Source organism: Staphylococcus sp. HMSC061G12 (assembly GCF_001838465.1).
In the GTDB taxonomy this organism is placed as follows: Bacteria; Bacillota; Bacilli; order Staphylococcales; family Staphylococcaceae; genus Staphylococcus; species Staphylococcus simulans.
In genome coordinates this window covers 203918-218461 of sequence record NZ_KV837015.1, presented here as the reverse complement: position 1 = coordinate 218461, position 14544 = coordinate 203918, and the positions used below count along the sequence as shown (strand labels likewise).

General features: G+C 36.9%; 12 protein-coding genes. 4 read left to right on the top strand and 8 right to left on the bottom strand.

What is annotated here, in order from left to right:
- Window positions 1-74 precede the first annotated feature (74 nt).
- The 8 genes from HMPREF2937_RS02025 to ppdK all read right to left on the bottom strand — a co-directional run bounded on the left by HMPREF2937_RS02025 (window position 75) and on the right by ppdK (window position 10697).
- Window positions 75-1631 (bottom strand): BCCT family transporter, encoded by a 1557-nt coding sequence (locus tag HMPREF2937_RS02025; protein ID WP_070863937.1) that lies wholly within the window; start codon window positions 1629-1631, stop codon window positions 75-77.
- 166 nt (window positions 1632-1797) lie between these two features.
- Window positions 1798-2811: a zinc-binding alcohol dehydrogenase family protein gene (locus HMPREF2937_RS02020; protein WP_070863935.1), complete on the bottom strand. Its 1014-nt coding sequence runs from the start codon at window positions 2809-2811 to the stop codon at window positions 1798-1800.
- Between the two features lie 138 nt (window positions 2812-2949).
- Window positions 2950-3960 carry a zinc-binding alcohol dehydrogenase family protein gene (locus tag HMPREF2937_RS02015; RefSeq protein ID WP_070863943.1) on the bottom strand — a complete coding sequence of 337 codons (1011 nt, stop codon included), beginning with the start codon at window positions 3958-3960 and terminating at the stop codon, window positions 2950-2952.
- A gap of 12 nt (window positions 3961-3972) precedes the next feature.
- Window positions 3973-4992 (bottom strand): NADP-dependent oxidoreductase, encoded by a 1020-nt coding sequence (locus HMPREF2937_RS02010; protein ID WP_070863933.1) that lies wholly within the window; start codon window positions 4990-4992, stop codon window positions 3973-3975.
- Between the two features lie 58 nt (window positions 4993-5050).
- A complete protein-coding gene (locus tag HMPREF2937_RS02005) occupies window positions 5051-5938 on the bottom strand; it encodes an alpha/beta hydrolase (protein ID WP_070863932.1) in 888 nt (295 codons plus the stop codon).
- A gap of 125 nt (window positions 5939-6063) precedes the next feature.
- The gene (locus HMPREF2937_RS02000; protein ID WP_070863930.1) at window positions 6064-7077 is read right to left on the bottom strand and encodes an NADP-dependent oxidoreductase; all 1014 of its coding nucleotides are present in this window, start codon (window positions 7075-7077) and stop codon (window positions 6064-6066) included.
- A 175-nt stretch (window positions 7078-7252) separates the two neighbouring features.
- Entirely contained in the window at window positions 7253-8068 is an 816-nt protein-coding gene (locus tag HMPREF2937_RS01995; protein WP_002479528.1) for a pyruvate, water dikinase regulatory protein, read from the bottom strand.
- Window positions 8055-10697 (bottom strand): pyruvate, phosphate dikinase, encoded by a 2643-nt coding sequence (gene ppdK / locus HMPREF2937_RS01990; RefSeq protein ID WP_023014962.1) that lies wholly within the window; start codon window positions 10695-10697, stop codon window positions 8055-8057. The genes HMPREF2937_RS01995 and ppdK overlap by 14 nt, the downstream gene beginning before the upstream one ends.
- Before the next feature lie 216 nt (window positions 10698-10913).
- On the opposite strand from ppdK, the gene HMPREF2937_RS01985 reads away from it, so the two are divergent.
- From HMPREF2937_RS01985 to HMPREF2937_RS01970, 4 genes are all read left to right on the top strand, one after another.
- Window positions 10914-11555 (top strand): Crp/Fnr family transcriptional regulator, encoded by a 642-nt coding sequence (locus HMPREF2937_RS01985; protein WP_070863928.1) that lies wholly within the window; start codon window positions 10914-10916, stop codon window positions 11553-11555.
- Between the two features lie 85 nt (window positions 11556-11640).
- On the top strand, window positions 11641-13575 hold the full coding sequence (locus HMPREF2937_RS01980; protein ID WP_070863926.1) for a heavy metal translocating P-type ATPase: 1935 nt from the start codon (window positions 11641-11643) through the stop codon (window positions 13573-13575).
- Complete coding sequence (locus HMPREF2937_RS01975; RefSeq protein ID WP_070863924.1) at window positions 13514-13729, top strand: heavy-metal-associated domain-containing protein; 216 nt, start codon at window positions 13514-13516, stop codon at window positions 13727-13729. Before HMPREF2937_RS01980 ends, HMPREF2937_RS01975 begins: the two co-directional genes overlap by 62 nt.
- 102 nt (window positions 13730-13831) lie before the next feature.
- Window positions 13832-14356: a YfiT family bacillithiol transferase gene (locus HMPREF2937_RS01970; protein ID WP_002479533.1), complete on the top strand. Its 525-nt coding sequence runs from the start codon at window positions 13832-13834 to the stop codon at window positions 14354-14356.
- Window positions 14357-14544 lie beyond the last annotated feature (188 nt).

The window sequence follows — 14544 nt, the reverse complement described above, 5'->3', positions numbered from 1 at the left end:
AAATTTTATTGTAAAAAATAAAAGCATAAGTTTGTTTATCTTATGATAAAGCAACTTATGCCTTCATTTTTTTACTATTCTTCTATTTCTTCTCTGTTACTTTTATGCGATAAGACTTCCGAATGTTTATATCTGGGTTGTTGGTACCGTGGTTTTTCTTCACTTAATGCTCTAAACAACGACCACATCATTAAAATAATAACGATTGAGAATGGCAGTGCTGCGATAATTAATAAGTTTTGAATCGCTTGTGTTCCGCCTGTATAAATCATAATCAACGCAAATAGTGCTAAAATCACACCCCAAGATACTTTAATTGCTGAAGCTGGGTGGATACTTCCTTTTGCACTTAACATACCAAGCACATAAGTTGCTGAGTCTGCTGAAGTGACGAAGAAAATCATGATAACTACTAACGAAACCAGACTTAATAAAAAGCCGAGCGGATAGTGTTGTAAAGTTGCGAAGGTAGCTGTTTCTGTTGCTTCTTTCGCAATATCCGCAATACCGTTTTTCTGTAAATAGATTGCAGCTGATCCGAAGACTGCAAAGAAGAAGAAACAAACTAAGGCTGGTACAAATAAAACACCTAAAATAAACTCTTTAATAGTACGACCGCGTGACACACGCGCAATAAAGATTCCTACGAATGGTGCCCATGAAATCCACCATGCCCAATAGAAGACTGTCCAGTTCTGCATCCATTGGAATTTTTCTCCGCCGTTTTGCGGAATACGTAAACTCATCCCAAAGAAATTGTAAATATAATTACCTAATGAGTTTGTAAAGTTATTTAAAGTAAAGAGTGTCGGTCCGACTGCGAATAATACGATTAAAACGATAAATGCTAAAATCATATTAATATTACTTAAAGTTTTAATCCCTTTATCGATACCTGACCATGCACTCCATGTAAATAAGAACGTCGCAATAATCACGATAATAACTTGCATTCCGAAGTTAGATGGTACTTTGAATAAATAGTTTAATCCTTCGTTAATTTGTAACGCACCAAACCCAAGTGTTGCCGCAACACCTGTTACTGTCGCAATAATTGCTAATACATCAATGGTACCGCCAAGCGGTCCATTCATACGTTTTTCACCTAATAACGGTACCAACGTTGCACTCACTAAACCTGCATAACCACGATGGAAACTGAAATAAGCGAATACTAACGCAACAATACCGTATACGGCCCAAGCATGAACGCCCCAGTGGAAGAACGCAAACTGCATCGCGTCATCAATGGCTGCTTGAGTTCCAGCTTTATGTATCGGCGTTTGAGTAAATGCATGACTGATAGGTTCAGCTGTTGTCCAGAAAACTAAACCGATACCCATACCTGCACTAAACAACATCGCAAACCATGATTGCAGTGAAAATTCTGGATCTTCTCCTTCTTCTCCCAAAGTGATATTTGAATAACGTGAGAAGAGTAAGTAAATACATACAATCAATATCACTAATAATAAAATCAGATAATACCATGTAAAGTATTTAGCGATGAAAGTTGTAATTTGTTGTGTTCCTGCTTCAAGTTTTTTTGGGAAAATCGCACCATAGATTACAAATAATGTACAAATGACGAGCGCAAACCAAAACACTTTGGTAATCTTTTTATCTTTCATACCAATAATCCCTTCCTAAATTTGTTGATAACATGTAATTACCCGCTATGACGCTTTTCAATCTCATTTATACAATTATTTTTCTTCTCATAAAAAAACTTATCAAATTTATTATGCACTAAAAATAGAAGCACTGAGAAAATGATTCCCGGTGCTTCAAAAATAATTATTCGTTTTCCATATTAATCACTAACTTACCAATCATGGATTGATTTTCTAATAGTTGATGCGCTTCATATAGTGTTTCTGTAATTAGCCCTTGTATTTCCTTCGTTTTCGTATGTTGATACGTACCCGCTTCTACCTTCTTAGTCAAATCTGTCAAATGACGGTGGAACGTAATCACATTTAAACCATAGTCCGCACGACCAAACATATAATCATGTGTGAATGTCACGCTCTTACCTTTCAATAAGTTTAAATCTTGTTTTTCATCAAAGGCCACAATTGTGACAATATGACCACGTGCTTTAACTAAATCAATCATTAATTCATAATAGCCATCCGTGTCATACGTACAGAAAACATAATCAAATGGCGCAACTTGATGTTCATCTAATTGTGCTTTGATATCTTCTTTATGATTAATCACTAAGTCAGCACCCATTTTTTCTGACCAAGCTTTTGTTTCTTCACGTCCAGCAGTTGTCACTACTTCTAATCCATAAGCTTTCGCAATTTGTGTTGCGATACTGCCGACACCGCCTGCACCGTTAATAATGAATAATGATTTGCCTTTATTAATTTCAGGATTAGATGAAATGTTAAACGTATCGAATAACACTTCATACGCTGTTAGTGCTGTTAACGGTAAGCTAGCTGCCTCTGTAAATGTTAAGTTGCTTGGTTTTATACCTACATAACGTTCATCCATCACTTGGTACTCTTCATTTGAGCCATCATAAAAGCTCGCACCTGAATAGTAAACTTCATCGCCGACTTTAAATAATTCACAATCTGGTCCTGTTGCTTCTACCACACCTGCCGCATCAAACCCTAAAATACGTGGTGCTTTTTCAACAGGCGCTTGGCGAATTTTAGTATCTACAGGATTAACACTGGTGGCTTTGACTTTTACTAATAATTCATTGCCTTTTGGTTCAGGCTTCGTTTTATCAAATTCATAGAATAAATTACCTTCAGATAATTCAAATCCTCGATCTGCACCGATTGCTTTCATTTATACCGTTCCTTTCTTTATATGTTTGTGCCCTTATCATAGAATGACCGATATGAATAAGCAATTTTTCCGTCTTATAAAAAAATGACACTAGAATTTCGCTTTGTCAGCATGCTTCTAGTGTCATTTATATTTTAATTATGATTCCATATCAAAAACAATTTTACCTTTCATCACATGGTCTTCTAGTAATTGATGCGCTTCAAATAGCGTTTCTGGCGTTAATTCATCGAAGACTTTCGTCACTGTCGGTTGATAAACACCCGCTTCTACTTTTTTAGAAACGTCTGTTAAATAACGGTGATATTGAATCACATCTACATTATTCAATGAACGTGCAAACATATTTTCATGTCCAAATGTTAAACTTTTACCTTTCAACAAGTTCAAATCTTGTTTTTCATTGAATGCGACAATCGTCGCAAGTGTACCGCGTGCTTTTACGAGATCAATCATTGTTTCATAATATAAATCTGTATCGAACGTGCAGAAAATAAAGTCAATGTCTTTAACATTGTTAGCTTCAAGTTGTGCTTTCATATCTTCTTTATAATTGATTACTAAATCTGCACCCATTTTTTCTGACCAGGCCTTAGTTTCTTCTCTGCCTGCTGTCGTAACGACTTTAAGTCCGTATGCTTTAGCGATTTGTGTCGCAATACTGCCGACACCGCCTGCACCATTGATAATTAATAAGGTTTTCCCTTTATTATTATCAGGGTTCGTAGAGATATTGAAAATATCGAAAAGAACTTCATACGCCGTAATAGAAGTTAATGGAAGACTTGCCGCTTCTGTATAAGATACATTGCTAGGTTTGGTCGCCACATAACGTTCATCCATCGTTTGATATTCGGCATTAGAACCATCAAATTTCAATGAACCAGAATAAAAGACTTCATCGCCAACTTGGTAAAGTTCACAGTTATCTCCTGTTGCTTCAACAACACCTACTGCATCATATCCTAAAATTCTAGGCGGTTGTTCAATAGGTCTTTGACGTTGTTTAGTGTCAATCGGGTTTGCGCTGATTGCTTTAACTTTAATTAATAATTCTCTATCTTTTGGCGTTGGTTTTTCTTTATCAAATTCATAAAATAAATTGCCCTCTGATAATTGAAAGGCACGATCTGCTCCAATTGCTTTCATCATCTATACACCTCATTTATCTAATACATTAGAAATTTTTATCACTTGTTTACCAAAATTCTCACCTGTGAAAAGATTATTGAAGGCTTTAGGGACTTGGTCAAAACCTTCTGCTACAGATGTTTTCGTTTTAATCTTACCTTCTTTAACCCATTGTGCTAATTCTTGCCCTGCACGCGCAAAGTCATCTTTGAATTGATGCACTAAGAAACCTTGCATCAATGCTTGATGTTTAATTAACATCGGTTGCACTGCGGGTTCGTAAGAAACTTCTGTATCATTATATTTAGAAATAGAACCGCATACCGGTATACGTGCGAATGTATTTAAGTGTTTAAATACTTCATTTGCGACAGTTCCGCCAACGTTTTCAAAGTAGACATCTACGCCGTCCGGTACTGCTTGAGCTAAGGCTTCTGCATAATCTTCTTTCTTATAATCCACCGCTTCATCAAAGCCTAGTTCATCAATAAGATAGCTTGTTTTCTGATTTCCGCCTGCAATACCGACAACACGGGCACCTTTGATTTTTGCGATTTGGCCAACCACTGCACCGACTGCGCCAGAAGCCGCTGAAACCACGACTGTTTCACCAGCTTTTGGTTGACCGATATCTAACAAGCCGTGATAAGCTGTTTGACCAGTCATGCCTAAAACACCTAAGAATAAATAAGGTGGTACATCTAAATCTGGCAAATGCATTAAATCATCAGCTTTCACTGTACTGTATTTTTGCCATGGCAACATACCAGACACTGTGTCACCTTTTTTAAAGTCAGAATGATTGGATTCTGTTACTTGTCCTACTGCTAAACCTACAATTGGCTGGTCTAATTCAAAACCGCCGATATAAGAATTCGTATTCGGTTTCATACGATTACGCATATAAGGATCAGCTGAAATATAAGCTGTTTCAATTGTGACTTCTCCTTCTTCAGGTGAAGCAATATCAATTATTTCAAAGCGAAAGTCCTCTGCTTTAGGCAATCCTTCTGGATAGTGTGCTAACACAATTTGTTCATTTTGTGTCATTTCATCCGCTCCAATCTATGAGTCATTATATTATTAGTATTGCCGAATTATGATTTTTCTAACCTTGCTTACTGCCCCATAAGAACTTAAAGATATTTTCCGCAACTTTATCACTCTCATGAAGTTGGCTATGTTGACCTTGTTTACCTTCTATCAAAAGTTCACGATAACTTTTCGCATGATCTTTCATAATATATTTTAAAGATTTAGAAGAAGCATTTGTCACACGACCATCACTGTGTGTACCATCTTGGATATCTCCATAAATATTTAAGATTTCTACATTTTTATAGGCAGGATCTTTTTTCAACTTCAATATTTCTACATAACCATCTGTCATTTGATCAGGTTTGCCATTTTTATCTAATGTTACTTTTCCTGGTTCATCTCCCATACCGATGATGCCATTAAATATACCTGCGATATTGACTTGTTTATGTAAAGCCGGCAAGTCTGGATTATTACTGTTGTCTAACATGTACTTCGCAAACGACATATTACTCATAGAATGTGTCACAATGTTGAATTGTTTAAATTGATAATCTTGTTGTAACGCTTCAAGTACATTTTTAATCCAAAATGCATTCAGTTTCATGTCACCATTTCCGTTATCCTTCAAATTAACTAAAACAATCGGATGTTTATCTTTCGTATCAAATTTACCTTTTAAAGTGACATGGCCATTTGCCCCTACTGTTGCGACGACCAGCTTTTTCGTATAGCCTTCTTTTTGTGCCTGTGTTTCAAAGAAGCGTAATGAATTCACACTGCCGCCATAACCATGCATAAAAATTGTAGGTGTATTGATTTTTGTTTCTTTATCTAACGGATTTGTGGGGTGATATTCAGCCCATATATACTTAACAATACCTAGTACGCCTAAAACAATCGCAATTATGGCGATAATTCTAATCGTTTTCGCATCAGGTTGATTTTGTTTCTCCATCTCTATCCCCTCGTTCTTTCCTGCTGATTGTATATTTTCACTTAAGTATAGAGGTTTCTTTAAAGGACTGCAATGAAAAATAGGCATTCTAAAAGCGGTGTATCACCTTTAGAATGCCTAAATGATTAATCTAATACGGAAGAAACTTGAACGATTTGTTTACCAATTTCTTTACCTGTAAAGAGTGCTCTGAATGCACTTGGGATGTTGCCGAAGCCTTTTACTAATGACGTTTTTGTTTTGATTTTTCCATCTTTGATCCATTGTGCTAAGTCTTTTTCAGCACGTTCAAAATCATCTTTAAATTGAGAAGCTAAAAACCCTTGCATCAATGCTTGATTTTTAATCAATATTGGTTGAACAGCGGGTTCATATGATATTTCTTTATCATTATAGTTAGAGATTGAACCACACACAGGTATTCGCGCAAAAGAATTTAAATGCTTAAATACTTCATTCGCAACTGTACCGCCGACATTTTCATAGTATACATCGACACCATTGGGTACTGCTTTAACTAATGCTCCAGCATAATCCTCTTTTTTGTAGTCGACTGCGTCATCAAATCCAAGTTCATCTATGAGGTATTGTGTTTTAGCTTTACCTCCGGCAATACCTACTACATAGCAGCCTTTGATTTTCGCTATTTGGCCGACGACTGAACCGACAGCACCTGATGCTGCTGAAACAACAACCGTTTCACCAGCTTTTGGTTGACCAATTTCTAACAAACCATGATAAGCCGTTTGACCCGTTGCACCTAAAGCACCTAAATACCAATGCACTGGTATATCATCATCTACATTTAGCACTTCTAAATCTTCTGCCGGCATTGTATTATAACGTTTCCATTCAAACAGACCTCTGACAATGTCTCCTTCTTTGACTGTATTGTCTTTTGATTGAATTACCTTTGCGAGCCCTCTTCCCCATATTGGTTGATCAATTTTGAAGGCTGTCACATAAGAAGCCCCTTTAATCATGCCATTACGAAAATAAGGATCAATTGATAGGTATGCTGTTTCTAATAACACTTCATCTTGTTTTGGCTCTATGATTTCAGCTGGTTCATAACGAAACGTTTGTTCATCTGGTAATCCGTCTGGAAATTGTGCGAAGACAATTTGTTCATTTTCCATTTTAACCGCTCCTTTTTTTTTACTTATACTTCTAAATTAAATGTGAAATGCATAGAGTTCAATATAAACAACTTAAAAAGCCGTAACTGAATGGAGACAGTTACGGCTTCGTTTATATTTGTGAGAAGTTATTAAGGAATTTTCTATTATGTTTAATGGATGAATAGAATGGTTGTTATTTGTTCAGGTATTTTTCAATGTAAAATGCAGATTCTTCGATAGATTTATATTCCGTGTTAATGACAATGGCATTAAATTTATCAAAGACTTCTTCCGCATAACTTAATTCTTTTTTAATGCGATGTAAACTGTTGTAGTTGGCTGAACCTTTCATACCCAGTACACGGATGCGTTCTGTACGGATATTCATAATATAATCGGGACTTGCGGTTAAGCCGAATACTAACATTTTCTTGTTGAAGACTTCTTCAGGAATCGGTGCTTCAGGCACTAATGGAATATTGGCGATTTTATAACCTTTGTTCGCAAGATACATACTAAGAGGTGTTTTAGATGTTCGGGACACACCTAGAATCACCGCATCTGCTTCTTCAATACCGGTAAAAACTTTGCCATCATCATATTTGACTGAGAATTCCATTGCCTCAATACGTTCAAAATAGTGCTGATCCATTTTGCGTAAGGCACCGCTTTCACGTAAGGCTTTTTTATGTGTTTTGTTTTCAATTAAATTAAGCAAATCTGTCATATAATCTACATAAAGGATACCTTGCTCTTCAGCATAAGCTTGACCGATTTGATTAAATTTTGGATTCACGAGCGTTGTGATGACAATCGCATCACGCTGCTTTGCTAATTTTAAAATCGTTAGAAATTCTTCTTCATTTTTAATGAAGGGGAATTTCTTAATTTCTACGTCATCTTCTATATCAGGAAACTGCGTTAATGTCGCATGAATCATACGCTGCGCAGTTTCTCCGATAGAATCTGACACTATATATAATGCTAAATGTTCGTTATTGTTTTGCACCGATTGCTCTCTCACTTTCTGCTTGGCTTTGAGCAGCAGCCAACATTGCGCCAGGAACTCTGAATGGTGAGCATGAGACATAATCAATCGCTAAGTTATTGAAGTAATGAATTGATTTCGGATCACCGCCGAGTTCACCACAAACCCCGATTTTGATGTTTGGATTTGCAGCTTTAGCTTGCTCTACTGCTGTTTTAATCAACTGACCTACACCGTCAACATCCAATGTTTGGAATGGGTCGACTTCAAGTAAGCCTCTGTTGATATATTCACTGATAAATTTACCTGCATCATCACGAGAGAATCCAAATGTTAATTGTGTTAAGTCATTCGTACCGAAACTGAAGAACTCTGATTCTTTCGCAAGTTGCCCTGCAATCAAGCAAGCTCTTGGTGTTTCAATCATTGTTCCGATTAAGTAATCGATTGACGTATTGTCTTTTGCTAACATGCTTTCAGCTGTCGCTTGGATTGTGTCTTTTAATGTTTTGAATTCTTCTACTGTAGATACAAGCGGTATCATAATTTCAGGTTGACTTTCGATACCCTCATTTTTTAATTTTAACACACTGCCGATAATCGCTTCAGTCTGCATTTCAGCAAGTTCTGGATAAGTTACTGCTAAACGACAACCACGGTGACCAAGCATTGGGTTAGTTTCATGCAAGTCAACAATACGTTTACGCAGCACGTCTTTATCAACATTTAATTGTTGCGAAACTAATTGAATTTCATCATTTGTTTTCGGTAAGAATTCATGTAATGGCGGATCCAGTAAACGTACAATTGTCGGACGGCCATTAGATAATCTGAAAATCTGTTCGAAATCTTCAATTTGATATTTACGGATTTCATTTAATGCTTCGATTCGTTCCTCTTGTGAAGAAGCTAAGATGAAACGACGCATTTGAACTAAACGTTCTGCACCAAAGAACATATGCTCAGTTCTGACTAAGCCGATACCTGCTGCATCAAATTGGTAACCTGATGCGATGTCTTGAGGCGTTTCAGCGTTCATGCGTACATTTAAACGTGCAGTTTCTTGTGTCCATTGCATGAAGCGATCAAAGTCTTCACTGTGGTCAGCATCTGTTTTTTCAATATCGCCTAAATAAATGTTACCTGTTGAACCATCAACTGAAATGATGTCACCTTCATTTAACGTTTGGCCATGATATGTTACAACTTTATTTTCAGTATCGATATTTAAGTTTGAACAGCCCGTTACACAACATTTACCCATACCGCGAGCAACAACTGCCGCATGAGATGTCATACCGCCATGCGTTGTCACAATCGCTTCACTTGCGACCATACCTTCAATATCTTCAGGTGATGTTTCAGGTCGCATTAAAATTACTTTTTCACCTTGATCCGCTTGTACTTTCGCATCTTCTGCTGAGAAGACTACTTTACCTGTTGATGCACCTGGACTTGCAGGAAGACCTGCATCAGAAATTGCTTCTGCCGCTTCAATCGCTTCTGGTTTGAACGTCGGATGCAATAATGTATCAATTGATTTTACATCTACCTTTGTTAGCGCCTCTTCTTTAGTGATAACCCCTTCATCTACTAAATCAACCGCAATTTTCATTGCTGCTTTGGCTGTACGTTTCCCATTTCTTGTTTGTAAAATATAAAGTTTACCGTTTTCAATTGTGAATTCGATATCTTGCATATCTTTATAATGCGCTTCTAATTTCTCAGTCACATCTACGAACTCTTGATAAACCTCAGGCATTTGTTGTGCCAGTGTTTCAATTTCTTTTGGTGTACGAATACCTGCCACAACGTCTTCACCTTGTGCATTTAATAAGTACTCACCAAAGACATGGTTATCACCTGTCACAGGGTTTCTTGTAAATGCAACACCTGTACCACTGCGGTCTCCACTATTACCGAAGACCATTTCTTGGATGTTGACACCTGTACCGATATCGTGCGGGATATCATTTAAATCACGGTATACACGCGCACGGTCGTTATCCCAAGATTTAAATACCGCTTCAACTGCTTCAGTCAATTGTGTAAATGGATCTTGTGGGAATGGTTTATATACTTCTTCTTCATAAATTTCTTTAAAACGTGCACTGATGACTTTTAAACCTTCTGCTGGAATTTCAGCATCAGTTTCATAACCATTATCTTCTTTATATTTGTCGAAGAAGCGATCAAATGCTGTCATGTTGATACCATATACAACTTGTCCAAACATTTGAAGCAAGCGACGATAACAGTCATACGCAAAGCGTGCATCATTTGTTTTTTCAGCTAACTTCTCAACATTTTCATCATTTAAACCTAAGTTTAAAATCGTGTCCATCATACCCGGCATTGAAATTTTCGCACCACTACGGACAGAAACTAATAACAAGTTGTCGTCAGATGAAAAAGATTTCCCAGTACGTTCTGAGAAAGCTTTGAGTTGTGTATGTAATTCCTCTTTTAACTCGTCAGATAATGTTGCGCCTTGTTTCAAATATTCAATACATGCTTCTGTAGTTATCGTAAAGCCATCTGGTACTGGTAAACCTAAGCGCATCATTTCAGCTAAGTTTGCACCTTTACCGCCAAGCAAATCCTTCATGGATTGACTACCTTCTTCAAATGCATAAATATATTTTGTCATTTGTAGATCACCTCATCTATTTTTATCAATGTGTCATACTAATTAGTTTATAGTATGTCATACTGAAAACGCTTTGACAATTAAAAACATACAATTGTTTCAATTAATTTGTTAAATATTTCACTAATTCGTTACATTTTAGTTAAAAGCAATGTTATTTACCCTTTTAATTAAATGAATTAAGCTAAAGATAAGAAGATTAAAGGAGCATCCATAATGAAAGGTTATGAATTATGTGTCAGTAAGGTACCCTTATTCCAAAATTTAGATACAGAAGCATTAGAACATGTCTTTTCAAAAGTTCATGCGACAAAAGTACGTAAAGGAGATTACCTCTTTATGGCTGGAGATGATGTGCATACTTTATTTGTGATTCATTCCGGCAAAGTACGCATCTATAGACTGACGGATGAAGGGGATGAACAATTAATCCGTATTTTAGAACATAGTGATTTTACTGGTGAGTTGACTTTATTTAATGCATCAGATAGTGCTAATACGTATGCAGAAGCGTTAGAGGACAGTGATGTATGTACGATTAACCAATCCTCTATTCATCAATTAATGACAGATTATCCTGAAATCGGAATTAAAATGATTGAAGGTTTGGCAGAACGATTGAATCAATCTGAAACGATGACGACACAAATCGCATTGATGAGCAGTAAAGAGCGTTTACTGGAATACATCCAACTAGAGACAACAGACGGTTTATTAAAGCTTTCAATGACTAAAAAGAATTTAGCGACTTATTTAAGCATGCAGCCAGAAACACTGAATCGTACCTTCAAACAACTGGAACAAGAAGGTTTTATAGACAAAATCAATCATAATACCTATAAAGTACTGAAAAATTGATCTAGGTCAATTTTATTTCTCTCCTTCTCTCGTATCATTAAAAGTGAAAGCAGACATCACTTCATATGAGAGGAGGAGTTTTTTGATGTTTACAAAATGGATTTATCGTTATGAACAAACATTGACATTAGTCGCATTCATTACCATTGTAGCTGGCATCTTGATACGTATCTTTCTAAAAGATATTGCTGTAATGGGAGATGCCTTGCTTATCTTTGCGACTGCCATTGCGATGTTGCCTATCGGATTACGTGCGATACAGGCACTAAGATTTAAAATGTTCAGCATTGAACTGCTGATTAGTATCGCAGTCATCGGTGCCCTCTTTATTGGTGAGTTTATCGAGGCAGCTGTTGTGACGTTTCTATTCTTATTTGGAAGTTATTTAGAGAAAAAGACATTAGAACGGACACGTCGCTCCATTCAATCATTAACAGAATTATCACCTGAAGAAGCCTTAATTAAACAAGCGGATGGATCACGTACTTTAGTATCAATCGAAGAAGTTTCAAGAGGTGATCGCATTATATTAACAGCAGGCAGCCGTGTACCTGTTGATGGTCACATCATTGAAGGTGAAGGTACATTTAACGAAGCCTCTATTACAGGTGAATCGGTTCCACTGACAAAGCGCCAACAAGATACGTTATACAGCAGTACGATATTAGAATCTGGTTATGTTGAAATGATTGCGGATAAAGTCGGAGAAGATACTGCGTTTGCGAAGATTATTGATTTGATTGAAGAAGCTCAAGAAACTAAATCTAACACCGAACGTTTCTTAGACCGCTTCGCTAAATGGTATACACCCGCTGTCATTGTATTAGCCGCTATTGTTGGGCTCATCACTTGGAACTTGCATCTCGCAATTACTTTCCTCGTTATCGCATGCCCAGGTGCATTAATTATCGGTGCCCCTGTTTCAAGTGTTGCGGGTATAGGTAATGGCGCAAAACATGGTGCTTTGATCAAAGGCAGTGACATTATGGAGACCTTAGCACATATTGATGTGATGGTCTTTGATAAAACAGGTACATTGACTAAAGGACAACCAGAACTCTTACGTGTACAAACTTATAATAATCCGCCTCATGATTTATTAGGTTTAATCGGTACTTTAGAACAAACCTCTGAACACCACTTAGCCCATGCGATAACAAGTTATGCTGAACAACATCATGTGCTGACGGATTATGTTGTAGAATCAACGACGCCGATTAAAGGAAAAGGCATTGCAGGTCAAGTTGATCATCAACAATTAGTTGTCGGTAACCGTGCTTTGATGCAGGATCACCATATTGATATTTCACAAGCTGAACAAGATACCTTATACGAAGAACAAACCGGTCATACTTTAGTCTTTGCGGCAATTAACGGAAAACTAGCAGCTGTTTTATCGATTAAAGATGAAGTACGTGAAGATGCGAAACAAGCCATTGACCTAATGAAACAACATGGTGTGAAACGTACTATTATGTTAACGGGTGATAATGCACATACTGCACGTGTGATAGCAGAACAGTTAGATATAGATGAGGTTGAAGCAGGCTTATTACCTGAAGATAAAACAGCTTACGTTAAACAACTACAAAATCAAGGTTATCATGTTGCGATGGCTGGTGATGGTATTAACGATGCCCCTGCGATTGCGACTGCAGATATCGGCTTAGCTATGGGAGATGGCGGTACAGATATTTCAATGGAAACCGCAGATATCGTATTAATGGCGGATCGTTTAAAACAATATGCTCATGCATTCTTATTAGCTAAAGCCACACACCGTAATATTAAACAAAATATCTGGATTGCGATGCTGACAGTATCCGCACTGCTCATCGGTGTACTCCTCGGCGGTGTGAACCTAGCGATTGGAATGTTTATCCATGAAGCAAGTGTCTTAGTCGTAATATTCAACGCCATGCGTTTAATCAAATTTAAAATTAAAGGAGAAGATTTAAATGAAACAACTCAAACTACAATTAGAAACCCTGACATGCCCTACATGTATCAAGAAAATTGAAGGTGCACTAAGTAAAACAGAAGGTGTTGAATCAGCAAAAGTCTTATTCAACAGCAGTAAAGTCAAAGTTAAATTTGATGACACAATCATCTCTTCTGAACAAATCAGCGAAACAATAGAACAATTAGGGTATAGTGTCTTACAAGTAGCTTAGTCTTTCATACAGAATATTAAAGTAAAATAAGTCAATTATCTATTTAAATACACGTGTGATATACTAGCACTTCATTCAATATTTGATGAAAGGTGATTAACCATGCTGAAAAATCAATTTCCAATCGGTAAGTTCCAAAAACCAGATCGTTATAGTGTAGAAGATTTAAACACGTGGATTGATGCGATTGAAGAATTACCAGATATACTCACAACACTCACAACGAACGCATCTGCAGAAGAACGTCATGCGACCTATCGTGAAGGCAGTTTCGATGTTCAAACTTTAATTCACCATATTGCTGATAGCCACATGCACGGTTTTATTCGTACGAAACAAACATTGACTGAAGACCATCCATTTGTCACATCATTCCTACAAGATGCTTGGGCTGAAGCTCCAGACAATCAAGCACCCTTAGAATACTCACTAGAACTGATTGACGGTATGCATAAACGTTGGGCCATCTTATTACGTGAGCTGCCCATCGAAGCATTTGACCGTACGTTCTACCATCCTGAAGAAGGTGAAGGTAGACTTGCAGATCTTGTAGCTAAAATGGCTTGGCATGGTAACCATCATCTAGAACATATTAAATTGGCACTAAAGGAAATTGAGGAAAGTTAATGAATTTTCAAGGACTCACAACACTATGTTGTGGGTCTTTTTTTGTTCAAATTTGAATTTAAATGTACTAATAATGGCAACTTTCCTACATCTTTTAAAAAGTATTGACGCTTCAAGTAAGCGGTTTTATACTTTAAGTGAACAAAAGGAAACATAAAGAAACACAAACCAACAAAGAAGGTGCATCT

Excerpts from the sequence above, each read along its gene's own strand:
- HMPREF2937_RS02025 (WP_070863937.1), bottom strand. The coding sequence starts at position 1,631 with ATGAAAGATAAAAAGATTACCAAAGTGTTTTGGTTTGCGCTCGTCATT.
- HMPREF2937_RS02020 (WP_070863935.1), bottom strand. The coding sequence starts at position 2,811 with ATGAAAGCAATCGGTGCAGATCGAGGATTTGAATTATCTGAAGGTAAT.
- HMPREF2937_RS02015 (WP_070863943.1), bottom strand. The coding sequence starts at position 3,960 with ATGAAAGCAATTGGAGCAGATCGTGCCTTTCAATTATCAGAGGGCAAT.
- HMPREF2937_RS02010 (WP_070863933.1), bottom strand. The coding sequence starts at position 4,992 with ATGACACAAAATGAACAAATTGTGTTAGCACACTATCCAGAAGGATTG.
- HMPREF2937_RS02005 (WP_070863932.1), bottom strand. The coding sequence starts at position 5,938 with ATGGAGAAACAAAATCAACCTGATGCGAAAACGATTAGAATTATCGCC.
- HMPREF2937_RS02000 (WP_070863930.1), bottom strand. The coding sequence starts at position 7,077 with ATGGAAAATGAACAAATTGTCTTCGCACAATTTCCAGACGGATTACCA.
- ppdK (WP_023014962.1), bottom strand. The coding sequence starts at position 10,697 with ATGACAAAATATATTTATGCATTTGAAGAAGGTAGTCAATCCATGAAG.
- HMPREF2937_RS01985 (WP_070863928.1), top strand. The coding sequence starts at position 10,914 with ATGAAAGGTTATGAATTATGTGTCAGTAAGGTACCCTTATTCCAAAAT.
- HMPREF2937_RS01980 (WP_070863926.1), top strand. The coding sequence starts at position 11,641 with ATGTTTACAAAATGGATTTATCGTTATGAACAAACATTGACATTAGTC.
- HMPREF2937_RS01975 (WP_070863924.1), top strand. The coding sequence starts at position 13,514 with ATGAAACAACTCAAACTACAATTAGAAACCCTGACATGCCCTACATGT.
- HMPREF2937_RS01970 (WP_002479533.1), top strand. The coding sequence starts at position 13,832 with ATGCTGAAAAATCAATTTCCAATCGGTAAGTTCCAAAAACCAGATCGT.